Origin of the sequence: Georgenia wangjunii, from assembly GCF_036421975.1 — a bacterium.
In the GTDB taxonomy this organism is placed as follows: domain Bacteria; phylum Actinomycetota; class Actinomycetes; order Actinomycetales; family Actinomycetaceae; genus Georgenia_A; species Georgenia_A wangjunii.
In genome coordinates this window covers 640,986-663,421 of the sequence record NZ_JAZGON010000001.1, presented here as the reverse complement: position 1 = coordinate 663,421, position 22,436 = coordinate 640,986, and the positions used below count along the sequence as shown (strand labels likewise).

The 22,436-nt window shown below is 74.0% G+C and carries 23 protein-coding genes and 1 tRNA gene; 18 read left to right on the top strand and 6 right to left on the bottom strand.

What is annotated here, in order from left to right; genetic code table 11:
• The first annotated feature begins 66 nt into the window (after positions 1-66).
• The 4 genes from V2J63_RS03035 (at position 67) to V2J63_RS03020 (ending at position 2,758) form a co-directional block, all read left to right on the top strand.
• A complete protein-coding gene (locus V2J63_RS03035; RefSeq protein WP_331229494.1) occupies positions 67-525 on the top strand; it encodes an S-ribosylhomocysteine lyase in 459 nt (152 codons plus the stop codon).
• A complete protein-coding gene (mtnN, locus tag V2J63_RS03030; protein ID WP_331229493.1) occupies positions 522-1,253 on the top strand; it encodes a 5'-methylthioadenosine/S-adenosylhomocysteine nucleosidase in 732 nt (243 codons plus the stop codon). The genes V2J63_RS03035 and mtnN overlap by 4 nt, the downstream gene beginning before the upstream one ends.
• A gap of 131 nt (positions 1,254-1,384) precedes the next feature.
• Positions 1,385-1,858: a hypothetical protein gene (locus V2J63_RS03025; protein ID WP_331229492.1), complete on the top strand. Its 474-nt coding sequence runs from the start codon at positions 1,385-1,387 to the stop codon at positions 1,856-1,858.
• Between the two features lie 21 nt (positions 1,859-1,879).
• Positions 1,880-2,758, top strand: coding sequence for a Mut7-C RNAse domain-containing protein (locus V2J63_RS03020; protein ID WP_331229491.1), 879 nt, complete (start codon positions 1,880-1,882; stop codon positions 2,756-2,758).
• A 52-nt stretch (positions 2,759-2,810) separates the two neighbouring features.
• Here V2J63_RS03020 and V2J63_RS03015 read toward each other — a convergent pair whose 3' ends face one another.
• Positions 2,811-3,617: a formate/nitrite transporter family protein gene (locus V2J63_RS03015; RefSeq protein WP_331229490.1), complete on the bottom strand. Its 807-nt coding sequence runs from the start codon at positions 3,615-3,617 to the stop codon at positions 2,811-2,813.
• Between the two features lie 148 nt (positions 3,618-3,765).
• Between V2J63_RS03015 and V2J63_RS03010 the strand changes: the two genes are divergently transcribed.
• The 5 genes from V2J63_RS03010 to V2J63_RS02990 are packed head-to-tail and all read left to right on the top strand — an operon-like array spanning position 3,766 to position 6,847.
• Positions 3,766-4,083, top strand: a complete 318-nt coding sequence (locus tag V2J63_RS03010; protein ID WP_331229489.1) for a hypothetical protein — start codon at positions 3,766-3,768, stop codon at positions 4,081-4,083.
• A complete protein-coding gene (locus V2J63_RS03005; RefSeq protein WP_331229488.1) occupies positions 4,080-5,213 on the top strand; it encodes a glycine zipper domain-containing protein in 1,134 nt (377 codons plus the stop codon). The genes V2J63_RS03010 and V2J63_RS03005 overlap by 4 nt, the downstream gene beginning before the upstream one ends.
• A gap of 10 nt (positions 5,214-5,223) precedes the next feature.
• Entirely contained in the window at positions 5,224-5,577 is a 354-nt protein-coding gene (locus tag V2J63_RS03000; RefSeq protein ID WP_331229487.1) for a hypothetical protein, read from the top strand.
• A gap of 5 nt (positions 5,578-5,582) precedes the next feature.
• Complete coding sequence (locus V2J63_RS02995) at positions 5,583-6,083, top strand: hypothetical protein (protein ID WP_331229486.1); 501 nt, start codon at positions 5,583-5,585, stop codon at positions 6,081-6,083.
• A gap of 2 nt (positions 6,084-6,085) precedes the next feature.
• Positions 6,086-6,847, top strand: coding sequence for a hypothetical protein (locus V2J63_RS02990; protein WP_331229485.1), 762 nt, complete (start codon positions 6,086-6,088; stop codon positions 6,845-6,847).
• 112 nt (positions 6,848-6,959) lie between these two features.
• Here the strand turns inward: V2J63_RS02990 and V2J63_RS02985 are convergent, their stop codons facing one another.
• Together V2J63_RS02985 and V2J63_RS02980 are read right to left on the bottom strand one after the other, a co-directional pair.
• A complete protein-coding gene (locus tag V2J63_RS02985; protein ID WP_331229484.1) occupies positions 6,960-7,448 on the bottom strand; it encodes a TY-Chap domain-containing protein in 489 nt (162 codons plus the stop codon).
• A 32-nt stretch (positions 7,449-7,480) separates the two neighbouring features.
• Positions 7,481-10,609: an efflux RND transporter permease subunit gene (locus V2J63_RS02980; protein WP_331229483.1), complete on the bottom strand. Its 3,129-nt coding sequence runs from the start codon at positions 10,607-10,609 to the stop codon at positions 7,481-7,483.
• A gap of 56 nt (positions 10,610-10,665) precedes the next feature.
• Here V2J63_RS02980 and V2J63_RS02975 point away from each other — a divergent pair, with 56 nt between their 5' ends.
• Entirely contained in the window at positions 10,666-11,229 is a 564-nt protein-coding gene (locus V2J63_RS02975) for a MarR family winged helix-turn-helix transcriptional regulator (protein WP_331229482.1), read from the top strand.
• On the opposite strand, the gene V2J63_RS02970 is transcribed toward V2J63_RS02975, so the two are convergent.
• Together V2J63_RS02970 and V2J63_RS02965 are read right to left on the bottom strand one after the other, a co-directional pair.
• The gene (locus V2J63_RS02970) at positions 11,178-11,366 is read right to left on the bottom strand and encodes a DUF6191 domain-containing protein (protein ID WP_331229481.1); all 189 of its coding nucleotides are present in this window, start codon (positions 11,364-11,366) and stop codon (positions 11,178-11,180) included. The two genes, V2J63_RS02975 and V2J63_RS02970, sit on opposite strands and share 52 nt — an antisense overlap.
• 68 nt (positions 11,367-11,434) lie before the next feature.
• Positions 11,435-12,259: an endo alpha-1,4 polygalactosaminidase gene (locus tag V2J63_RS02965; protein ID WP_331229480.1), complete on the bottom strand. Its 825-nt coding sequence runs from the start codon at positions 12,257-12,259 to the stop codon at positions 11,435-11,437.
• 113 nt (positions 12,260-12,372) lie between these two features.
• Between V2J63_RS02965 and V2J63_RS02960 the strand changes: the two genes are divergently transcribed.
• On the top strand, positions 12,373-13,098 hold the full coding sequence (locus V2J63_RS02960) for a hemerythrin domain-containing protein (protein ID WP_331229479.1): 726 nt from the start codon (positions 12,373-12,375) through the stop codon (positions 13,096-13,098).
• Between the two features lie 122 nt (positions 13,099-13,220).
• Here V2J63_RS02960 and V2J63_RS02955 read toward each other — a convergent pair.
• Positions 13,221-13,307, bottom strand: a tRNA-Leu gene (locus V2J63_RS02955).
• Between the two features lie 400 nt (positions 13,308-13,707).
• Here V2J63_RS02955 and V2J63_RS02950 point away from each other — a divergent pair.
• Genes V2J63_RS02950 through pknB form a run of 7 tightly spaced genes read left to right on the top strand, consistent with a single transcriptional unit; the run spans position 13,708 to position 22,423 of the window.
• The gene (locus V2J63_RS02950; RefSeq protein WP_331229478.1) at positions 13,708-14,424 is read left to right on the top strand and encodes an FHA domain-containing protein; all 717 of its coding nucleotides are present in this window, start codon (positions 13,708-13,710) and stop codon (positions 14,422-14,424) included.
• A 7-nt stretch (positions 14,425-14,431) separates the two neighbouring features.
• Positions 14,432-14,923 (top strand): FHA domain-containing protein FhaB/FipA, encoded by a 492-nt coding sequence (locus V2J63_RS02945; protein ID WP_331229477.1) that lies wholly within the window; start codon positions 14,432-14,434, stop codon positions 14,921-14,923.
• 7 nt (positions 14,924-14,930) lie between these two features.
• The gene (locus V2J63_RS02940) at positions 14,931-16,268 is read left to right on the top strand and encodes a PP2C family protein-serine/threonine phosphatase (protein ID WP_331229476.1); all 1,338 of its coding nucleotides are present in this window, start codon (positions 14,931-14,933) and stop codon (positions 16,266-16,268) included.
• Positions 16,268-17,728, top strand: coding sequence for an FtsW/RodA/SpoVE family cell cycle protein (locus V2J63_RS02935; RefSeq protein WP_331229475.1), 1,461 nt, complete (start codon positions 16,268-16,270; stop codon positions 17,726-17,728). The genes V2J63_RS02940 and V2J63_RS02935 overlap by 1 nt, the downstream gene beginning before the upstream one ends.
• Positions 17,725-19,182 (top strand): peptidoglycan D,D-transpeptidase FtsI family protein, encoded by a 1,458-nt coding sequence (locus V2J63_RS02930; protein WP_331229474.1) that lies wholly within the window; start codon positions 17,725-17,727, stop codon positions 19,180-19,182. Before V2J63_RS02935 ends, V2J63_RS02930 begins: the two co-directional genes overlap by 4 nt.
• Positions 19,179-20,504, top strand: coding sequence for a serine/threonine-protein kinase (locus V2J63_RS02925; RefSeq protein WP_331229473.1), 1,326 nt, complete (start codon positions 19,179-19,181; stop codon positions 20,502-20,504). Before V2J63_RS02930 ends, V2J63_RS02925 begins: the two co-directional genes overlap by 4 nt.
• A gap of 2 nt (positions 20,505-20,506) precedes the next feature.
• Complete coding sequence (gene pknB, locus V2J63_RS02920) at positions 20,507-22,423, top strand: Stk1 family PASTA domain-containing Ser/Thr kinase (RefSeq protein ID WP_491062209.1); 1,917 nt, start codon at positions 20,507-20,509, stop codon at positions 22,421-22,423.
• The last annotated feature ends 13 nt before the right edge of the window (positions 22,424-22,436 follow it).

Genomic DNA, 22,436 nt, shown 5'->3' with positions numbered 1-22,436 from the left:
AACGTGGCCAGTCGCACACCGCTGGGGCACAGACAGGGCGCAGGACGCTCCCGCATGATGGAGGGCGTGAAGAAGATGAACGTGGAGAGCTTCAACCTCGACCACCGCAGCGTCGCGGCGCCCTACGTGCGCGTCGCGGACACGAAGGAGCTTCCGGGCGGGGACGTCCTCGTCAAGTACGACGTCCGCTTCTGCCAGCCGAACTCCGCCCACCTCGACATGCCCGTCGTCCACTCGCTCGAGCACCTCATGGCCGAGCACATGCGCAACCACGCGGACAACGTCCTCGACATCTCACCCATGGGCTGCCAGACCGGCTTCTACGCACTGCTCGTGGGTGGCACGTACGCCGACTTCCTCGCCACGCTCGAGGCGACACTGCGGGACGTGGTGACAGCCACCGACGTCCCGGCCGCCAACGAGGTGCAGTGCGGCTGGGGGGCGAACCACACGTTGGAGGGCGCCCAGGAGGCGGCCGCCGCCTTCCTCGCCCGCCGCGACGAGTGGGAGCAGGTGGACGCGTGAGCCAGCTCCCGACGCCGGTCCTGTCCCCCTCCCCGCCCGGCGCGACGACGGTCGACGCCGTCGTCCTCGCGGCGATGGACGCCGAGCTGGCACCGTTCGAGCAGCGGGCCGACGACGTCAGCACCCCTCGGATGGTCGGAGGCGCCCGCGCCTCGCTCGCCACGGTCGGGGGCAGCCGGGTCCTCCTCGTGTGCACGGGCGTGGGCACCGTCAACGCCGCCATCGCCGCAGCGCTGGCGATCCACGCTGTGCGGACCCCGCTCGTCATCAGCAGCGGCTCGGCCGGCGGGCTCGGCGTCGGCGTCCGGGTGGGCGACGTCGTCGTCGGCTCGGAGTACCTCTACAGCGACGCCGACGCGACGGCCTTCGGGTACGCGCTCGGCCAGGTCCCCGGGATGCCGGCGAGCTTCCCAGGCACCGAGTCGCTCGTCGACCGCGCCAAGGCGCTCCCGGGCGTCCTCGTCGGGCAGATGCTCACGAGCGACAGCTTCATCGACGGCCGTACGGTCGAGGCCGTGCGGGCCTCCTTCCCGGCCGCTCTGACGACGGACATGGAGTCCACGGCCATCGCTCAGGCGTGCTTCACGTACGGGGTGCCCTTCGTCTCCGTGCGCGCGGTCTCCGACCTGTGCGGCCCCGCCGCGGGGGACGACTTCCACCTCGCCCTCGCCGACGTCTCGGCCCTCGCCGCGGACATCGCCGTGGGGCTCATCGCCCCGCGCGGCTGAGCCGCTCCACCTGGGCCGCACCCGGCTGGGTCGTCCGCCCGAACCGCACCCTCCATGATCACGCCCGGGTCGCGGAAGGCCCCGTCCTCCTGTTCTATGCAGGGAGAGTTCCTACGGACGGGAGTAGATCGATGGACAACATGGACAACCTGTGGGTGTGGATCATCGTCGGCGTCGTCGTCCTGGCGGCCATCATCGCCCTCGTCGTCGTCGCCTCGCGCAAGCGGCGCCAGCGCGCGGAGGTGCGCGAGCGGGAGAATCGCGCGCACGCCGCGGACCTGCGGGCCCACGCCGAGGAGCAGGACCTGGATGCCCGCCAGCGCGAGGCGGACGCAGCCGCTGCGGAGGCCCAGGCCAAGCAGGCCCGCGTCGAGGCCGAGCGCCTCGAGCGGGAGGCGCGCGAGCGGGAGGGCTCAGCCGCCAAGGCCCGTGACCAGGTGGAGCGCGAGCGCGCCGACGCCGACGCGCTCGACCCGGACGGCACCGCACGTCCCGGTCCCGCCGACGAGCCCGCCTCTCACGGGCGCCACGAGGCCCGCGGCGACGACAGCACCCACGAGCCGGGGACGGGCGCGACGAGCGCCCCGGACCACCCCCGCACGTGACCTGAGGCGGACGGGGGCAGCGTGCGCGGCTCGGAAGGGCAGGAGCTGCCGCACCGGAGCACGTCCGCACCGCGGTTCCCCGCTCCCGCCTCCCGGGCGTGGTGCGAGGCCCACGCCCTCCCGAGACGGCCCGGCGAGGCGCGCGGGCACCAGCCGGTGGCGCTGCGCGTGGCCGTCGACCCCGCGCTGTGGTTCCTCCTGCCGCGTGCGCGCAGGACGTCCGCGTTCCCCGTCAGCGCCGCACCGAGCGACACCGTCGGCAACGTCACCATCGCGCTGGGGATCCCTCGGACAGAGGTCGGTCCCCTCGTGCTCGACGGCCACCCGGTCCCCGCCTCCTCCCCCGTCTCGCCGGGGCTCCTGCGGATCGGCCCCGCCCCCCGGCCGCAGCAGACGTCGACGACGCCTCCCCGCTTCCTGCTCGACGTCCACCTCGGCGCGCTCGCCCGCCGGCTGCGTCTGCTCGGCCTGGACACGGCGCACGAGACGCACGCCGACGACGCCGGCCTCGTACGGCGTGCCGCCGAGACCGCGCGGGTGCTGCTCACCCGCGACCGCGCGCTGCTCTACCGCTCCGCGCTGCCCGAGGGCGCGCTCGTGCGCGGGACGCTGACGCAGGACCAGCTCGACGACGTCCTCGGCCGCTTCGCCCCGCCCCTCTCGCCGTGGACGCGCTGCACCCGGTGCAACGGGCTCCTCGAGCCCGCGAGCGTCGCTGACGTCGCCGCCGACATCGAGCCCGGCACGTGCCGTGCGTACGACGTGTTCTCCCGCTGCGGCGCCTGCGCCCGGGTGTACTGGCGCGGCGCCCACGCACCCGCCCTCGAGGCCGTCGTCGCACGGGCGGAGAGGGTCGTCACGGACGCCCGGCAACCGCTGCCCGTCGCGCCCCTGCTCTGACGACGACCGCGCCCGGCTCCGGTGCCTCCGCCCCGGCGCACCGGCACCACGCTCAGCCCGCTGTCTCACCGACGGCGGGGCCCGGCGCCTCCGGCATCTCGCTCGCCCGTACGAGCCGCAGGGCGGTGACGAAGACGAGGCCGCCGGCGAGGTTGAGCGGGACGACGTACCAGAACCACGCCAGCCACGCGCCGTACCCGACCGACCCTTCCGCGTGGATGGCGCCGAAGATGAGGATCGAGTCGAGCACCGAGTGGAAGAGGGAGAGCCCGGCGAGGAGGAAGGCGCAGCCGAAGGCCGCGATGATCTTGGCCACGTCACTCTCCGTGCCGTGCTGCATGCGCGTGAGGACGGTGATGACACCCCCGCCGAGGACGGCGAGGCACACCGAGCGCAGGTCGAGCGGGGCGTCGACGAAGTGCCGGGCGGTCTCGGTGAGCAGCGGCCCGAACTCGGGGAACGCGTGCGCGACGAACCACATGAAGATCCAGCCGCCCACGAGGTTCGTCGCCAGCGTCACGCCCCAGAGCAGGAGCAGACGCCCGACGGAGCCCCGCCCGGCAAACACGGCCATGACGGGCAGGAGGAAGTCCTCGGTGAAGAGCTCGCTGTGGGCGAGGAGGAGCGCGACGAACCCGATGCCGAAGGCGAGCCCGGCGAGGAGGTGGCTGCCGGTGGCGTCGAGCACGGCGAGGAACGCCAGCACGCCGAGCCCGATCTCGAGCCCGCCGAACACGCCGGTGGTCACGAGCGCCCGCCAGCCTCGGTGGAGGCGTTCCGCGCCTTCCTCGACGGTCACGTGGAAGGAGTCGGCCACCTCGGTCTCGACCTCGGTGTCCAGCGGGTCGTCGTCTTTCATCGGGCCACGGTAGGACCGCGCGCGCACCGGCGCCGCCCGAGCCGCGGCTGCCCCGCGTCTCCCCGACCACCGGCCGCCGGTACGCATGGGGAGTTCACCCCATGCGGCCGCCTTGGGCGTGGGCGCCGCCCCCCCGTACGTTGATCACATGAGCGGATCGCTGTACGTCGATGAGGGAGCGCTGTCTGGCGTCGCGGACTCACTCACCACCCGTCAGGGCACGCTGAACGACCCCGGGGTGAGCGTCCCCTCGCCCGACGCCGGCCGGTCCACGGACGAGCTGGCCTCGGCGATCACCGGCTTCTCCGCCGCGGTCGGTGAGGTCGCCACCGCCGTCGGCGCGCTGGCCCAGAACGTGCGCAGCGCGCTCGAGGACTACGCGGCGTGGGACCTCTCCGCCGCGGCCACCGCCGGCTCCGCCGGTGGTAGCGGCGGCGCGCCGCAGCACACCCCGGAGGCAGTGTGAGCATCGAGACCGTCGTCGACGGCGACCCGGACGCCGTCACCACGACCGCGAGCCGGCTCGGCGAGCTCAACACCGTCGTCGCGCAGGTCGCGACGGACCTCGCGACGGTCCGCAACGACGCGGACGCCGCCTGGGAGGGTTTCCGCGCGAGCGCGTTCCTCAGCGACATCGACGGCGTCGCCACGCAGGTGAGCACCCTCGCCGACCGCGCCGACACTCTCATCGCCGCCGTGACCACCTTCGCGACGGCGCTCGCCACAGTCGTCGAGGACATGGCGACGATCCGGTCCGACGCTCTCCTCGCCGGCCTCACCGTCACCTCGACCGGTATCCCGTTCCCCGGTGCCCCCGCCGACGACGCGACGGACGCGCAGCTGGAGACCCGCGTCGACCAGGTGACGGCCTGGCACTCGCTCAACGGCCGGGTCGGCGACGTGCGCACCGCGGAGGTCGCCGCGCACGAGCAGGTCACGGAGGCCGTCGCGGCGTTCCTCTCGGACGGCGTCGTCCTCGACCTGCTCGAGCGCGCCGGCTTCATCCCCGCCAGCTCGAGCCCCGGTGACCTCAGTCAGTGGGCGCTCGGGCTCGGGCTCACCGGGTTCGGCTGGACCGCCGACTGGTGGACCAAGCTCGGCATCGGCCGCTACGCCCCACGTGGCCCGGGGGGCCAGTTCCGCGCGGTCCAGGCCCCCTGGTACCGCGAGGCGTGGAGCGCGCGGCAGTCCTCCAACTGGGTCGCCAACCCCGGGCAGGCCGCGAGCCGCGGCGCGTGGTCGACGGCGGGGACGTGGGCCGGCCGCGTCGGCACCGTCTTCTCCTTCGGCACCGCCGCCCACGGGCAGTGGCAGGAGGACGCGGACGACCCGTCGCTCAACGGCACCGAGCAGGTCACCCGCGCCGCGACCGTCGGGGCGACGACGGCGGCCGGCGGCTGGGCCGGCGCCTGGGCGGGTGGCCAGGTCGGGGCCATGATCGGGACCGCGGTGGGCGGGCCGGTCGGGACGGTCATCGGTGGCGCGGTCGGTGGTCTCATCGGTGGGATGATCGGGTCCGGTGTCGGGGACGCGATCGGGGACGCGCTGAAGGAACCGGTCGGCGACTTCGTCGACGCCCTCACCTTCTGGGACTGAGAGGGACGTCATGTGGTCAATGCTGTGCGTCGTGGCCGGCGCCGCCCTGGTCGGCTTCGTCCTGTGGTGCCGCGCCGGCCGCAGCCAGGGCGCGCGCTGGTGGGCGGGGCGCGGTGACGGCGCCACGCTCGACGAGCGTGCCGTCCTCTTCTTCCTGCCGGCGGTCGGGTTGTTCCTCGTGGCGCTCGGCCCCCTCCTGGCCTACGACGCCTACGACCCCGGCACGAGGTGGACCCTGGCGTTCGTCCCCCTCGTCCTCCTCGGTGCCGTCCTCGGCCTCTGGGGCGGGCTCCAGCTCAATGTCCCCACCTGGTACCTCCCCCGATGGCTGCGCGGGCGGCGCACCACGGGCAGACAGAGATGAGCAGCATGAGCGCGAGTGCGATCACCACCGTGACGACGAACGACGGGAGCCTGAGCCTGGACGTGCCCGACTCGTGGGAGGTCCACCACGACGTCCGCGGGATCCCCCTCGTCGCGGTCGAGCCGGAGCCCGGCTTCCGCACGAACATCGTCGTCACCTACTCGGCGCTGGGCGAGGGCGCGACGCTCAAGGACTGGCAGCGGGACACCGACCGGCTCCTGCCGTCGACGCTCGAGGACTACCTCCTCCTCGACCTCGAGATGACGATCGTCGCCGGGCACGAGGGCGCGCGGCGCCTCGCGCACCACGCGAGCAAGGACAACAAGTCGCTGACGATGGAGCAGTGGGTCACCGTCGTCGGGACGACCGGGATCACCCTCACCGCGACGTGCGCGACGATGCGCTACCTCGAGCAGGCACCCGTCATCGGCCGGAGCGTCGCCAGCCTCGAGATCCACGGCGAGCCGACCGACACGGCACCCGGCGCGGCGGCGGACGGGAGCTGAGCATGAGGATCGACTGGGACGTCACGACCGGGCGCCTCCTCCTCGACGAGGCCGGCGTCGGCGTGCTGCGCGCGTGGCTCGACGACGGCGACGGTGCGGCCGGCGAGAGGCTCGCACGTGCGGGCGTCATCGAGGGCGAGGCGCTCCATCCCGCGCTCGCGCCCGTCGCCGACGCGCTCGGGCGGCCCTTCTGCCACCTCGCCCTCACCGTGGGCGGTGCCGGCGGGGTGAGCGTGCACCGCACGTGGGCCTCCCCGGGCGCGCTCGTCACCTTCGCCCACGTCCGCGACGACGTCTACGAGGTGCTCCTCACCCCGCCGGAGTTCGTCGCCGCCGGGGTCGCCCGCCTCGCCCGCCTGGCGGTGCGCCCTCGGCTCGCCGCAGGGTCCGCCGAGCTCGACGTCGAGGCCCTCGCCGCCCTCTTCGCGCCGGACGCCCGCACCCGGGCCATGGCCGCGGACGACCTCGCCGGGCGCGCACCGGAGTCCTGGCACGCCTGGGCCGAGGCCCTGCGGACCGAGCGGTGGCGCGCCTGGCGCCTCGACGTGCTCTGGGTGGGCACCGAAGGCACCCAGGTGGGGCGCCAGCTCACCGTCGTCGACACCGGGGCCGGCGCCGTCGAGGCGAGCTGGGCCGCGGCGACGGGCGCCCAGCTCGTCCCGACCACCGCGACCGCCCTGTGGAAACGCCTCGTCGGGATCCTGCCGACCGACGACGAGCTCCAGCCGGCCGACGCCGTGGGAGCCCGCGTCCCGCTCGCGTAGGGCTCGTCCCGCACTTACGGCCGGGCGCCGTCACCTCCCCCGTGGCAGCGCGTCGCCCACCGGTGGCCGACGACGGCGCCTGCCGTGGCCGGCCGCGCTCGGCGGTGGCGCGTCAGGGCCCCGTCAGCGTGACGGTCTCCGGCGCGGTGAGGCCGTAGACGTCGCGCAGGGTCCGCACGACGAGCGTGACCGCCTCGTCCGCGAGGCCGTCCTCGAGGTACTCGGCGGGCGGAGGGCCGTCGTCGCCGGGGAAGTGCCGCAGGTACACCCGCGCGCCGATGTGCGGCGGCGTGCCCCAGCCGAGCCCGAGGAGCGCGGTGTGCTCGGCGTCCGTCCAGCCGAAGTCCCCACCGACGGCCGGCCCTCCGGTGCACTCGCCGTAGAGGTACGTGCCCTGGCGACGGAGCTGGAGGACGATCCCTCCGGGAGCAGCACCCTTGCCCCCGCCGAAGAGGCGGCGCAGGCGCCCACCCGCCGGGGCGTCGTCCGCCGGCGGCACTGCCGCCTCGCGCGGCGGGGCCTCCAGCGTCACCCACGCGTCGTCCGCCAGACCCGCGATCGCGGCGGTGAGGCTCGTCTCCAGCTCGCTCCAGGTGCTCACGCCCCGAGGCTACGGCGCCGCTCGCCGCCCGGCTAGGCGTGCGCGGCGGTCGTGACGTCCTCGTCGGCTCCGGACGTCGCGGCGGCGTCGCCCGTCATCGCGTGCCGTCCGGCGCGCCGCTCCTGGCGCCGCTCCGTCCGGCCCTCGATGAGGGAGTAGAAGACGGGGACGAGGAGGAGGGTGAGGACGGTCGAGGTGATGAGCCCGCCGATGACGACGAGCGCGAGCGGCTGGGAGATGAAGGCGCTGCCTCCCGTCAGGCCGATGGCCATGGGTGTGAGCGCGCCGATCGTCGCGGCCGCGGTCATGAGGATGGGCCGCAGGCGGTGGCGCCCGCCCTCCTCGATCGCCTCGCGCAGGCCCATGCCCTGACGGCGGTACTGGTTGATGAGGTCGATGAGGACGATGGCGTTGGTGACGACGACGCCGACGAGCATGAGCGCGCCGATGAGCGCCGGCACGCCGAGCGGCGTCCCACTCAGGAGCAGCAGCGCGATCGCTCCCGTCGCCGCGAACGGCACGGAGATGAGGAGGATGAGCGGCTGGACGAGCGACTTGAACGTCGCGACCATGACGACGTAGACGATGGCGATCGACAGCAGCAGGGCGAGGCCGAGGTTGGCGAACGCGTCGTCCTGCTGGGCACTGACGCCCCCGATCTCGGCGCTGACGCCGTCGGGCAGGTCGAGCCCGTCGAGGGCGCCCTCGAGCGCGGCCGTCGTGGCGCCGAGGTCCGAGGCGGTCACCGCGGCGGTGATGGTGGCGGACCGCAGGCCGTTGGCCCGGGTGATCGTCACCGGCTGGGTGACCTCGTCGACGTCGGCGACGGCGTCGAGGACGACCGGACCGGCGAGCCCGGCGAGGGGTAGCGCACGCAGCTCGTCAAGGGTCATGGGGGCCTCACCGGTCCGCATGACGAGGTCGCTCGCGCCGTCCGGCGTGTTGATCGAGCCGATCGTCGTGCCGCTGAGGGCAGCGGAGACGGTCTGGCCGACCTGGGCCTCGGTGAGGCCCGCCGCGGCGGCGGCCTCGCGGTCGACGCTCACCGCGATGGTGGGCAGGTCGGCCGCGAGGTTGGAGGCGACGTCGGTGACGCCGTCGAGGCCACGGACGGCGTCCTCGACCTGCGTGGCGGCCTCCCGGACGGTCTCGCCGTCGGCGCCGGAGACGATGACCTCGAGGCCACCGGCGAAGCCGGCCATCCCGGCGGAGACGGTGACGTCGCCGACGCCGTCGAGGTCGGCGAGCCCGGCGCGCAGCTCCTCCTCGGCCGTGACGGCGTCCGTCTCGAGCTCGAGGGTGAGGGAGAACGTCGTGCTGCCGTCGCCGCCGAGGAAGGCCGACGCACCGCCGCCGGACCCGCCGGTCACCTGGTACGTCTCGAGCCCGTCGATCTCGCCGACGACCTCCTCGACGCGCGCGGCCGCGGCGTCCATCGCCTCGAGGGACGTCCCCGCCGGCATGGACTGCGTGACGCTGAGCGTGTTCTGGCCCGTGTCGCCGATGAACTCGGTCTCGAGCTGGGTTGCCAGGCCGACCGTGCCGGCGAGGATGGCGACGGCCACGACGGACGTGACGACGGGGCGGGCGAGCACCCCGCGCAGCGAGCGCACGTAGCCGCGCTGGAGCGCCCCGCGGCGCTCCTTCTCCTCCGCCGCGGTGCGCGCGCGGGCGGCGTCCGCGCCGTCGGCCGGTGCCTTGAGGAACCACCAGGCGAGGACGGGCACGATCGTCAGCGCGACGAGGAGGGAGGCGAGGAGCGCCAGCGCGACCGTGAAGGCGAAGGGCCGGAAGAGCTCGCCGACCATGCCACCGACGAGCCCGATCGGGACGAAGACGGCGGCGGTCGCGATCGTCGAGGACGTGATCGCCCCGGCGACCTCGCGCACGCCGTCGAGGATGGCGGTCCGCCGGTCCTTGCCGTAGCTGAGGTGCCGGTTGATGTTCTCGATGACGACGATGGAGTCGTCGACGACGCGCCCGATGGAGACGGTCAGTGCCGCGAGCGTGAAGAGGTTGAGGGAGAACCCGACGACCTTGAGGCCGATGAGCGCGACGACGAGCGAGAGCGGGATGGACACCGCGGTCACGGACGTCGCCCGGACCGAACGCAGGAAGAGCATGATGACGATGACCGCGAAGAGAAGGCCGAGGAGGCCCTCGACGGCGAGGTCCTCGACGGACTGCTCGATGAAGGGCGCCTGGTCGAAGACGACGACGGTCTGCGCGCCCGCGCCGAGTGTGGCGCGCAGGTCCGGGAGGAGCTCCTGGACGGCGTCGGAGACCTCGACGGTGTTGCCGGCCGGGGTCTTCGTGATGGCGATACCGAAGCTCGCCTGGCCGTCCGTGCGGGTGAAGCTCGTCGGGGCGACGTCGCTCGCGGAGACGTCCGCGAGCGCGTCGAGGCGGACGGGACCGGCGGCGGTGGGGAGCGGGATCGCCGCGACCTCGTCGACGCTCGTGAGGCGCGAGCCGACCTGGACGCTGAGGGTCTGGTCCTCGCTCGTGAGGGACCCGGCGGGGATGACGACGCCGTTGGCGGTGAGGGTGCCGCCGATCGCCTCGGGGGTGAGTCCTGCCGCGGCGAGGGCGGGGAGGTCGACGTCGATGACGATCTCCTCCTCCGTCGTGCCGGTGAGGGTGACGTCGCGGACGCCGGAGATGCGCTCGAGCTCGGGCACGACGACCGTCTCGAGCGCCTCGGCCGTGGCGGCCGGGTCCCCGTCGGCGGTCACGGCGAGCTGGATGACGGGAAGGTCGTCGATGCCGCCGGAGATGACCTGCGTGTCCGCCGCCTCGGGGAGGACGGAGGAGAGTCGGCTGATCGCCGCCTCGAAGTCCTGCTGCGCGCCGGCGGCGTCGGTGCCGTACTCGAGGGCGAGCATGACGACGGAGACGTTGGCGCTCGACGTCGACGTCGTCGACTCCAGGCCGGCGACGGAGCCGGCGGCCTGCTCGACGAGGTCGGTCACCTGCTGCTCGACGACGTCGGGCGCCGCGCCCGGGTACGTCGTCACGGCGCCGACGATCGGCAGGTCGAGCGAGGGGATGAGCTCCTGCTTGAGCGTCGAGGTCGCCCACAGTCCGCCCAGGACGGCGAAGATGGTGGCGAGGGCGACGAGCGCCCGGTTGGACAGGCTGAACCGGGCGAGGTGCGCCACACGAGCTCCAGGAGAACGAGACGATTACTTAGGGCAAAGCGAAGTAAGGTTACCCCGTGGACGAGAAGGCGCACCTCATGGCCGAGGTCTCCCGCGCCCAGGACGCGATCACGCGGCTGCTCGCCCGGGAGCGCACCGCGCCGATGCTCCGGACCACCCTGACGATCCAGCAGCTCAAGGTCCTCATGCTCCTGCGCCTCGAGGGCCCGCTGGGGGGACACGACCTCGCGCGCCGGCTCGGCGTCTCCATGCCGACCGTCTCCGGCGTCGTCGACCGCCTCGTCAAGCGGGGGATGCTCGAGCGGCGCACGGACCCCGCCGACCGGCGAGTGCGGCTCGTCGCCCTCAGCGCCGAGGGCGAGCGCACCGTCATCGAGCTCGAGAACGCCGGCGAGAAGGTGCGCGCGCGGGTCCTGAGCGAGATGGACGTCGAGGGCCTGCGCGCGCTCGCGCAGGGGTTCGCGGCGATGGCCGAGGCCGTCGAGCAGGTCGTCGTCTCGGCCGACCGCGCCGGGGCACCAGGGCGCGCGGGCGGGGCCGAGGGCCCGGAGGCACGCCGGGGGGCGCCTCAGGCGGAGCCGGGCGTCCCGTCGTCGGGCTCGGCGACCTCGTCGACGTAGACGACACCGGACTCGAGATCGATACGGTTCGGCGGCGCCGCGTCGCCCGGGACCTGGACTTCGTGACGCTGGCGCTCGCGCTCGTCGAACAGGTGCTTGAGCCCCGGTTCGAAGATCTGGGCGACCTCGTCGAACACGGACTCACCGTACGCCGTCGTCCCGGACGGCGCTCGGACGACCGGTCGCCCGTCGCCCGACCGCCCGGTCAGCAGGTCTCCCGCCCCGCCCCGAGGTCGAGGTCCTTGCCGATGAGGCTCAACCCGCCCTCGCGCGCGTCGGCGCAGTGCGGCGCGAGCGGCCCGTACTCGACGGCGAGGACCGGCTTGCCCGCCTGCACGAGCGGTGCGTAGTCGTCGCAGGATCGCTGCGCGAAGCACTCCTCGACGACGGCGAGATCGACGTCGCGGGCGAGCGCCTCGACGAGCTCGGGAGCGTTCTTGAGGGCGACGGCGAGCCCCTCGGCGTGGGCCGCGTGGACAAGCGCCCGGACGTAGGCGAGCTCGTCCTCGGTCGTGAGGGGGAAGCCGGTCTCGTTGGCGTACGCGTCGATGTTGTCGAGCTCGACGCCGTCGAACCCGGCGTCCGCGCAGCGCCGCAGGCGCGGCCCGACCCGCTCGAGCAGGACGTCGCGCTCGCGCACGTCGAGCCAGTGCTCGTCCGGCCACCCGACGAGCGGCTCGCCGACGACGTCGGCCGGCAGGTCGTCGGCGTCGGCGCGCCACTCCTCGAGCGAGCCGACCGAGAGGTAGCAGAGCACGCGGCTCCCCCGGTCCTGCAGCTCGGCGACCGTGGCCGCGTCGACCGCGTCCGGGTCGACGTCGTAGATGTCCGCGCGGACGTCGGGGTCGAACGTGCCCGTGAGCTGGTACTGCCACACGGGCGTGCCGGCCTCGGGCTGCCACCATGCGCCGGTACCGGCGGACGGCGTTGCCGCACGGGGCGGCGACCCGCCGCCGTCATCGGCTGTCCCACATCCGCCGAGGGCCGCGAGCGCGAGGGCGACTCCCGCGAACCGGACCGCTACGCGCATCGCGGCAGCGTAGCCGCCCCAGCGCACGCCTCACCGGGAGGCGGCGCCCGGAATGCCGCGCGCTCGGTCGGGAGTCGGCCTAGCGTCGGAGGACGCACGAACGAGGAGGCACCATGTCACGATCCATCGCGGACCAGAGCGTGACGGAGCTCGGCGGGCCGGTGAGCGTCCTCGCCCGCCAGCGCAAGGACCACGTGACGCTCGACAGGCTCCTGCACGACCTCCACCGCACGAGCGGCGAGAGCCAGGATGCGGTGCTGCAGCGGCTCTACCGGTTGGTCTTCCCGCACGCGTTCGCCGAGGAGGCAGTCCTGTGGCCGACGCTGCGCCGCGTGCTCCCCGACGGCCACGAGCTGAGCCTCGACGTCGAGCAGGAGCACCAGGAGGTCAACGAGCTCGTCACACGGCTCGAGGACATGGGGCACGACGCACCCGAGCGCGCGGCGGTGCTCGAGCGACTGACGGCGGTGCTGCGCGAGGACGTCCGGGACGAGGAGGACGTGCTGCTCCCGCGCCTGCAGGAGGCGGTGAGCGCCCGAGACCTCCGCCGGCTCGGCGCGCTGTGGGAGGTGGTCCGGCGCGTCGCCCCGACCCGTGCTCATCCGGTCGTCGCGCGCCGGCCCCCGGGCAACGTCATCTCCGCGGTGCCGCTCTCGATACTCGACCGGCTGCGCGACCTGCTCGATGCGGGCGCACGCCGCGGCCCGCAGCGCGTGGCACCCGCGCTGCGCACCGTAAGCCGCGGGCTCACGCACGCCGCGCACCGGGTCGAGCACCTCCCGCTGCTGCGGATCGGCGAGGACCCGAGCACCCGGAGCGACGGGCCGCAGGCGGCGTAGCGGTGTGTGGGAGCTCCCGATCCGCTCGCCACGGTAGGGCCCGATCGGCAAGTCGTTCGGCAGATCGACCAACGACGAAGCGGCAGGACCCCTGGATTCCCCTGGGGTCCTGCCGCTTCATGTGGTGCGCGAGGGGGGAGTTGAACCCCCACGCCCTTTCGGGCACACGGACCTGAACCGTGCGCGTCTGCCTATTCCGCCACTCGCGCATGCTGCCGAAACAGCGTCGCTAACGCTAGCACGCGCCTGGCGCCCTCCCTGCGCTGCGCCGCCCCGCTGCGCTTGCCGAGCGCCTACCCGCTCCGTCTGCCGTCGGAGCAGGCATGGTTCCCGAGTCGGCGCTCCCCGATGCTCACGAGAAGGGCGCCGAGGACCCCCTCCCGCACGACGGAGAGGCAGGAGGATCCGCCTGCTGCGCGGGTCAAGATCGACGCGCCGGCGCCGGTGCACAGGCGGCGGGAGAGCCCGCCGCGGGCCGCCACGACCCACCCGATGCGCCACGATGGATGCGGGATCGTTACGATCATGGGGCGTGGAGCGCGCGGCACCGCTCCGGCAGTCGCACGCACACCGAGGCCGCACGCAGCCAGGCGCGGGAGGAGGTGCATCGTGGGAGTGCTCGACCGCTTCGAGAAGAGGGTGGAGAACGTCGTCAACAGCGCCTTCGCCAAGGCGTTCCGCAGTGAGGTCAAGCCCGTCGAGATCGCGAGCGCCGTCCGCCGGGAGATGGACGACCGCGCCGCCGCCCTCACCCGCGACCGCACCGTCGTGCCCAACGACTTCACCGTGCACCTGAGCCCGTCCGATCACGCGCAGGTGGACTCCTGGGGCTCGGACGCCCTCGCGGAGGAGATCGCCACCGCCGCGACCGACCACGCCACCTCTCAGCGGTACGCCTTCGTCGGCCCGGTCGAGGTCGCCTTCGTCATCGACGACGCGCTGAGCACCGGCCGCTTCACCGTCACCTCCGCCACCCGCCGGGGCAGCGTCGCGCCGGCCACGTCGAGTGCCGCGTCCGCGCGCCACCCCATCGTCGACATCGACGGCCAGCGCTACATCCTCACCGGCCCCGTCACCGTCCTCGGGCGTGGCACGGAGGCAGACATCGTCGTCGAGGACACGGGCGTCTCCCGCCGCCACCTCGAGATCCGTATGACCCCGAACGGGACGATCGCCACCGACCTCGGCTCGACGAACGGCACGTTCGTCGAGGGCCACCGCATCGAGGCCGCGACGCTCGTCGACGGCAACACCCTGACGATCGGCCGCACCCGCATCCTCTTCTGGACCGGCGCCGCCGACCACGACGACGACGGCACAGGGTGAGGCCCGCATGAGCGAGCTCGTCGTCACCCTCCTGCGCCTCAGCTACCTCGTGCTGCTGTGGTTCTTCGTCCTCGCCGCCATCGCCGTCCTGCGCCGGGACATCTTCGGCACGCGTCTGACGCGGCGCAACCCCCGCCGCACGCCCGCGAGCGCACCCGCGCGCCCGGAGCCGCGCCCCGAGCCGAGGCGTCCCGCCCCCCAGCGCGGGGTCCCCAGCAGGCTCGTCGTCACGCACGGACCCCTGTCGGGCACGACGATCCCGCTCGGCCCGTCGGCGGTGCTCGTCGGGCGCTCGCCCGCATGCACCCTCGTGCTCGACGACGACTACTCCTCCACCCGGCACGCGCGCTTCTTCCCCGAGGGGGGTCAGTGGTGGGTGGAGGACCTCGGCTCGACGAACGGGACGTTCCTGCGGGAGGAACCGGTGACCGCCCCCGCTCGGGTCCCCGTCGGCGCGCCGGTCCGGGTGGGGCAGACCGTCATCGAGCTGCAGCGCTGAGGCCCCGGTGAGCATCACGCTGCGCTACGGCGCCCGCTCCGACGTCGGTCTCGTCCGGTCGAGCAACCAGGACTCCGGGTACGCCGGCCCGCACCTCCTCGTCCTCGCGGACGGCATGGGCGGCCCGGCCGGCGGAGACATCGCCTCCTCGGTCGCCGTCTCCCACCTCGTCCCCCTCGACGACGAGGCCCACGGCGCCGACGACATGCTCGACCACCTCCGCGACGCCATCGCCGCCGCGCACGCCGAGCTCGAGGGGCGCGCCGCGACCGACCCGGACCTCGCGGGCCTCGGCACGACGTGCATAGCCATCCTGCGCTCGGGCAACAAGCTCGCCATGGTCCACATCGGCGACTCCCGGGCCTACCTCCTGCGTGACGGCGCGCTCACCCAGGTGACGGCGGACCACACCTTCGTCCAGCACCTCGTCGACCTCGGCAAGCTCACCCCCGAGCAGGCCGAGCGCCACCCGCAGCGCTCCGTCCTCCTGCGGGTGCTCGGCGACACCGACGGCGACGTCGTCCTCGACGAGTCGGTCCGTGAGGCCCGCCCGGGCGACCGGTGGCTCCTGTGCTCCGACGGCCTCTCCGGCGTCGTCAGCGACGAGACGATCGCCGCGACGCTCGCCGAGGTCGACGACCCGGGCCGCTGCGCCGAGGACCTCATCACGCTCGCCCTGCGCGGGGGTGGACCCGACAACGTCACGTGCGTCGTCGCCGACGTCCTCGCGACAGACTCCATCCCCGACGGCACGGCCCCGTCCGTCACGCCCCAGGTCGTCGGAGCCGCCGCGACGGACCGGCTGCGGCGCACCCGGGGCACGAGCGGGGCCGCAGGACGGGCAGCGACCCTGGCCGCGGCCGCCCGGGCGGCGTCGCCCGAGGAGGCCGAGGAGCCGGACGACGACGAGCCGCCCACCGGCTCCCGGGCCCGCCGCTGGCTCGGGGGCACCCTCGCCGTCCTCCTCGTCCTCGCGCTCCTCGCCGGTGGTGGTGCGCTCGGTTACCGCTGGACCCAGGGCCAGTACTTCCTCGCACCGAACGAGGACGCCGTCGCGATCTACCAGGGCATCCCCCAGGAGGTCGGCCCGATCTCGCTCTCCCGGCTCCACACGACGACGGACCTCACGCTCGACGAGCTCCCCGCGTACGCGCGCGACCGCCTCGCCGGCATCATCACCGTCTCCTCCCTCGCCGAGGCGCAGGCCCGGGTGAGCGACCTGCGTGACGAGGCCCGCGCGGAGCGTCCCGCCGGGGCGCCGACCCCCACGCCCAGCCCGTCGGGTCCCGCGTCGTCCACGCCGTCGGCGCCCGCGGCGGCCGACGACGGCGGAGCGGCGCCCTGATGGTGACGATCACCCAGCAGCGCGCCCGTCCCGGCCGCGGCATCGAGCTCCTCCTCGTCCTGCTCGCGCTCGGCGTGGGCCTGTACGCCTACGCGCAGGTCGGCCTGGCGACGACCGGGGAGCTGCCCACCGGCATGCTCACCCATGGCGGGGCGCTCGCCGTCCTCGCGCTCGGCACCCACGTCGTGCTGCGCTGGCGCGCGTCCTACGCGGACCCCGTCATCCTCCCCGTCGTCGTCGCGCTCAACGGCATCGGCCTCGCGATGATCTACCGGCTCGACCAGGCCTACGACGCCGCCGGGCGGCCGTCCGGCTTCGCGGACCGCCAGGTCATGTGGACCGCCGTCGGCGCCGTCGCCGCCCTCGCGGTGCTCATCGTCCTGCGGGACCACCGCACGCTGCGCCGCTACACCTACACGGCGATGGTCGCCGGGCTCGTCCTCCTTCTCCTGCCCCTCGTGCCGGGGCTGGGCGCGGAGATCAACGGCGCCCGGATCTGGATCAGCCTCGGCCCGATGTCGTTCCAGCCGGCCGAGCTCGCCAAGATCATGCTCGCGATCTTCTTCGCCGGCTACCTCGTCACCCAGCGCGACAACCTCGCGCTGGCCGGGCCCCGGTTCCTCGGGCTCCAGCTGCCCCGCCTGCGCCACCTCGGCCCCATCCTCCTCGCGTGGGCCGTCGCGCTCGTCGTCCTCGTCTTCCAGCGTGACCTCGGCGCCGCGCTCCTCTTCTTCGCCCTCTTCGTCGCCATGCTCTACGTCGCCACCGAGCGGCTCAGCTGGGTCATCATCGGGCTCCTCCTCTTCGGCGGCGGGGCCGCGCTCGCGGCCACCGCCTTCCCCCACGTGAGCGCCCGCTTCGACGTCTGGCTCGACGCCCTCTCCCCCGAGGTCTACAACCGCAGCCCGGGTGGCTCCTACCAGGTGGTCCAGGGCTTGTTCGGCATGGCGAGCGGGGGCCTCATGGGCACCGGCTGGGGTGAGGGACGCCCCGACGTCGTGCCCTTCGCGAACTCGGACTTCATCGTCGCCTCCCTCGCCGAGGAGCTCGGGCTCACGGGCCTCCTCGCCATCCTCGTGTGCTACCTCCTCCTCGCCGAGCGGGGCATGCGCACGGCGATCGGCGTCCGGGACGGCTTCGGCAAGCTCCTCGCCTCGGGCCTCGCGTTCGTCGTCGCCTTCCAGTGCTTCGTCGTCGTCGGCGGGATCACGCGCCTCATCCCCCTCACCGGCCTGACGATGCCGTTCCTCGCACAGGGCGGCTCCTCGCTCCTCATCAACTGGATGATCGTCGCGCTCCTCCTGCGGATCTCCGACAGCGCCCGGCGCCCGGGCCCGCTCCCCGACCAGCTGCCCATCGGCCCTCTGGCGGGCGGCGACGGCGCCGCGGTGCGGATCGACGCCGGTGGCTCGCCCGCCGGGGACGACTCCTCGGCCACCGAGGTGGTGAGGCTGCGATGAACACCCCCGTGCGCCGCCTCGCGGCCGTCGTCGCGCTCATGTTCCTCGCCCTCATGGCCTCGGCCACCTCGGTGCAGTTCTTCCAGGCGCCCGACCTCAACGCGGACGGGCGCAACGTCCGCACGGTCTACCGGGAGTTCGGGCGGGACCGCGGCCCGATCATCGTCGCCGGCGACGCCGTCGCCTCCTCCACCCCGGTCGACGACGTCTACGGCTACCTGCGCTCCTACACCGGGGGCCCGCTCTACGCCCCGGTGACGGGCTACTTCGCCGCGGCGCTCAGCTCGCTCACCGGCCTCGAGGCCGAGGCGAACTCCGTCCTCAACGGCACCGACGACTCGCTCCTCGTCCAGCGCATCCAGGACCTCGTCACGGGCAGCCAGCCCCAGGGCGGGTCGGTGGAGCTGACGATCGACCCCGCCGCGCAGCAGGCGGCCTGGGACGCCCTCGGGGACCAGCGCGGCGCCGTCGTCGCCCTCGACCCCTCGACCGGCGCGATCCTCGCCCTCGTCTCCAAGCCGAGCTACGACCCCAACCTCCTCGCCGTCCACTCGGGGACGGAGGCGCAGGCCGCCTACGACGCCCTCCTCGCGGACCCGGGGAACCCGCTGACGAACCGTGCGATCGCCGGCAACCTCTACCCGCCGGGCTCGAGCTTCAAGCTCGTCGTCGCCGCGGCGCTCCTCGAGAGCGGGGACTACGACAGCCAGTCCCAGGTGCCAGCGCCGGCCCAGCTCCAGCTGCCGCAGTCGAGCCAGGTCGTCAGCAACCCGGGCGGGATCCCCTGCACGGACAACCCGACGGTGCCGCTCGTCTACGCCCTCCAGGAGTCGTGCAACACACCGTTCGCCGCGATGGGGATGGAGCTCGGCGAGGACGCCCTGCGCGAGCAGGCCGAGGCGTTCGGCTTCGGCCGCGAGCTCGACATCCCGCTCACCGTCACGCCGTCGGTCTACCCCGAGGGCCTTGACGCCGCCCAGACGGCGATGACGGCGATCGGGCAGTACGACGTCATCGCCAGCCCCCTCCAGATGGCCATGGTCTCCGCCGCCATCGCCAACGACGGCGTCCTCATGCGCCCCTACCTCGTCGCCACCGAGCGGGGACCGGACCTCGACGTGCTCGGCACGACGGAGCCGTCCGAGCTCGGCCGGTCCGTCTCGGCGGAGACGGCCGCGGAGCTCACCGCGATGATGGTCAACGTCGTCGAGCAGGGCACCGGCACGAACGCGCGGATCTCCGGCGTCACCGTCGCGGGCAAGACGGGCAGCGCGCAGGCCGGCGAGGGCGCCTCCCCGCACGCGTGGTTCACCTCCTTCGCCCCGGCCGAGGACCCGCGTATCGCCGTCGCCGTCGTCGTCGAGAACGGCGGCAGCGAGGGCGACCTCGCCTCCGGCGGGACGACGGCGGCGCCCATCGCCCGCGCCGTCCTCGAGGCGGTGCTGACCCCGTGAGGCCGGCCAGCGGCCTCGTGCTGGGCGGGCGGTACGAGCTTCGGGAACGCATCGCAGTCGGCGGCATGGGCGAGGTGTGGAGCGCGTGGGACGCGCCGCTGGGACGGATGGTCGCGGCCAAGGTCCTGCGCGAGGAGTTCACCGGGAGCACGACCTTCCTCGCCCGCCTGCGCAGCGAGGCGCGCAACGCTGCGGGACTGTCCCACCCCAACATCGCGGCGCTCTTCGACCACGGCGAGCAGGAGGGCTCCGGGTACCTCGTCATGGAGCTCGTCCACGGGGAGCCGATGTCCGCGCTCCTCGAGCGGGAGGGGTCCGTACCCGTCGAGCAGCTCGTGCCCGTCCTCGCGCAGGTCGCCCGCGGGCTGCACGCCGCGCACGTCGGCGGTGTCGTCCACCGCGACGTCAAGCCCTCGAACATCCTCCTCACCGGCTCCGGGCTCGTGAAGATCACCGACTTCGGCATCTCGCTCGGGCAGGGCCAGGAGCCGATCACGGCCGCCGGCACGGTCATGGGCACCGCGCAGTACCTGCCGCCCGAGCAGGCCATGGGCCGCCCGGCCACGCCCGCCGGTGACATCTACGCCCTCGGGGTCATCGCCTACGAGGCGCTCGCCGGGCGCCGCCCGTACACAGGCTCCTCGCAGGTCGACATCGCGTTCAAGCACGTCAACGAGCCCCTCCCACCCCTGCCCGACGCCGTACCGGCGCGCGTGCGCGCCGTCGTCGAGCAGATGCTCGCCAAGTCCCCGACGGACCGGCCCCGCTCCGGCGCCTCCCTCGCCCGCATGCTCGAGGACGCCCTCGTCCCGGCCGGTCCGGTGGGGGACGGGGACGCAGAGCCCGGCTCGGCGCCAGCCGCCCCGAGCACCCCGACGTGGCGCCCGGCGCCCGCGTCCGAGACGGTTCCGGGTCTGCGCGCCGCCCGGGCGCTCGAGGCGGACGCCGTGCCCATGCTCTTCGCGGCGCGCGCGCTGAGTGCCTCGCCCGCCGCGGACGCGTCCGCCAGCCGCACCGCCAAGGGGCGGGGCCGAGGCGCCACGGCGGCGGGAGCGCCAGGTCGGGGAACCGCCGGGCCGGGCGGCACGCGCAGCAGCCGCGCGGGCCGTTCGGAACGGCGCTGGCACCTCCCGACGTGGCGTGAGCTCGCGAGCGACCGTGTGTGGCTCGTCACCGTGACGGTCGGCCTCGTGGCCGCCACCATCCTTATCCTCGTCGCGCTCGGTACCCTGGCACTGCGTGATGGCACACCTCCCTCCGGGGGCACGGCCGCCACGGCTGGCGCGACGACCGACGACCGACTGACTGCGAGGGACTTCTAGTGGTGGACGAGGTACCGCGCGTGCTGGGTGGACGCTACGAGGTCGGTGACCTCATCGGGCGCGGCGGGATGGCCGAGGTCCACATCGGTTACGACCGCCGGCTCTCCCGGACGGTCGCCATCAAGGTGCTGCGCTCGGACCTCGCGCGCGACCCCACCTTCCAGGCCCGCTTCCGGCGGGAGGCCCAGTCCGCCGCGGCGCTCAACCACCCCGCGGTCGTCTCCGTGTACGACACGGGGGACGACGAGGTCATCAACTCCGCCGGCCAGCCGGCTCACGTCCCGTTCATCGTCATGGAGTACGTCGAGGGCCACACCGTGCGCTCCCTCCTCACCGACGGCACGCCCGTGCCGATCGACGAGGCGGTCGAGATCGTCGCCGGCATCCTCGGCGCGCTCGAGTACTCGCACCGGGAGGGGATCGTCCACCGGGACATCAAGCCCGGGAACGTCATGCTCACCCCCACCGGGGCCGTCAAGGTCATGGACTTCGGCATCGCGCGGGCCATGGCGGACTCTGCCGCGACGATGACGCAGACGCACTCCGTCGTCGGCACGGCTCAGTACCTCTCGCCGGAGCAGGCCCGCGGCGAGGTGGTCGACGCCCGCTCCGACCTCTACTCCACCGGTTGCCTCCTCTTCGAGCTCCTCACCGGCCAGCCCCCGTTCAGCGGGGACTCGGCCGTCGCCGTCGCCTACCAGCACGTGCGGGAGATCCCCCGGGCGCCGAGCGACGTCGCACCCGACATCCCCGAGTCGCTCGACCGGGTCGTCCTCAAGGCCCTCGCCAAGGACCGCGAGGAGCGCTACCCCGACGCCGCCGCCATGCGCGCCGACCTCGAGGCCGCCGTCCGCGGCGGGACGGTCCACGCGCCCGCCGTGGGGGCGTGGCCGGCAGCGCCCGCCGCGACCACGTCGGTCCTGCCCGCGAGCCGTGAGCCGCTCGGCACGGCCACGACGCGCACCGCGACGACCGCCGCGGTGCCCCCGGAGGACGAGAAGCGCTCGACGTGGTGGATATGGCTCCTCGTGCTCGTCGGCCTCGCCGCCGCGATCGGTATCGGTTACCTCTTCATCACCGGGGAGGACAACGAGCAGCCCGAGGTCACGACGGTCCAGGTCCCCCCGCTCGAGGGGATGGACCAGACCGAGGCCAGGCAGACCGTCGAGGACGCCGAGCTCGTCTTCGCCATCGGCGAGCCAGAGCCGTCCGACACGGTCGAGGAGGGACTGTTCGTCAGCTCCGCGCCCGCCGTCGGCGAGGAGGTCGAGACGGGTGAGACCGTCACGGTCCGGTTCTCCGCCGGCCCGGACTCCGTCCAGGTGCCCGACGTCGAGGGCATGAGCCAGGACCAGGCGCGCGACCGGCTCGAGGAGGAGGGCCTCACGGAGATCCGCACGGCGACGGTCAACACGCCCGCGTGGGAGGCCGACCGCGTCGCCAGCACGGAACCGGCCATCGGGGAGCCCGTCAGCCCGGACACCGTCATCACGCTCAACCTCGCGTCGGGCAACGTCGACGTGCCCGACGTCGTCGGTGTCCCCCTCGCCGACGCCGAGACTCAGCTCCGCGACAACACCCTGAGCACCCGCGTCGAGGAGGTGCCCTCGGGCGACGCCGAGCCCGGCACGGTCCTCGCGCAGGACCGGACGGGCCCCGTGCCGCGCTTCACGACGATCCTGCTCACGGTCGCGATCGAGGCACCGCCCGTCGAGCCGGAGCCGACCGAGCCCGCCACCGAGGAACCGCCCGCGGACGACGGCGACGGCAGCGAGGAGCCCGCGCCGCCGGCCGACGGCGAGTCGCCCGGTGCCCAGGGACGGAGCAGCTCCGGCAACCCGAACGCGGGACCGGGCAACAACAGCGGAGGCGGCAACGGGAACGGCAACGGGAACGGCCGCGGCAACGGCAACGGCTGACGTGGTGACCGGG

What these genes read in the sequence shown, in the direction of transcription:
- V2J63_RS03025 (WP_331229492.1), top strand. Translation starts at nt 1,385, where the DNA reads ATGGACAACATGGACAACCTGTGGGTGTGGATCATCGTCGGCGTCGTC.
- V2J63_RS03015 (WP_331229490.1), bottom strand. Translation starts at nt 3,617, where the DNA reads ATGAAAGACGACGACCCGCTGGACACCGAGGTCGAGACCGAGGTGGCC.
- V2J63_RS03010 (WP_331229489.1), top strand. Translation starts at nt 3,766, where the DNA reads ATGAGCGGATCGCTGTACGTCGATGAGGGAGCGCTGTCTGGCGTCGCG.
- V2J63_RS03000 (WP_331229487.1), top strand. Translation starts at nt 5,224, where the DNA reads ATGTGGTCAATGCTGTGCGTCGTGGCCGGCGCCGCCCTGGTCGGCTTC.
- V2J63_RS02995 (WP_331229486.1), top strand. Translation starts at nt 5,583, where the DNA reads ATGAGCGCGAGTGCGATCACCACCGTGACGACGAACGACGGGAGCCTG.
- V2J63_RS02990 (WP_331229485.1), top strand. Translation starts at nt 6,086, where the DNA reads ATGAGGATCGACTGGGACGTCACGACCGGGCGCCTCCTCCTCGACGAG.
- V2J63_RS02965 (WP_331229480.1), bottom strand. Translation starts at nt 12,259, where the DNA reads ATGCGCGTAGCGGTCCGGTTCGCGGGAGTCGCCCTCGCGCTCGCGGCC.
- V2J63_RS02960 (WP_331229479.1), top strand. Translation starts at nt 12,373, where the DNA reads ATGTCACGATCCATCGCGGACCAGAGCGTGACGGAGCTCGGCGGGCCG.
- V2J63_RS02945 (WP_331229477.1), top strand. Translation starts at nt 14,432, where the DNA reads ATGAGCGAGCTCGTCGTCACCCTCCTGCGCCTCAGCTACCTCGTGCTG.
- V2J63_RS02935 (WP_331229475.1), top strand. Translation starts at nt 16,268, where the DNA reads ATGGTGACGATCACCCAGCAGCGCGCCCGTCCCGGCCGCGGCATCGAG.
- V2J63_RS02930 (WP_331229474.1), top strand. Translation starts at nt 17,725, where the DNA reads ATGAACACCCCCGTGCGCCGCCTCGCGGCCGTCGTCGCGCTCATGTTC.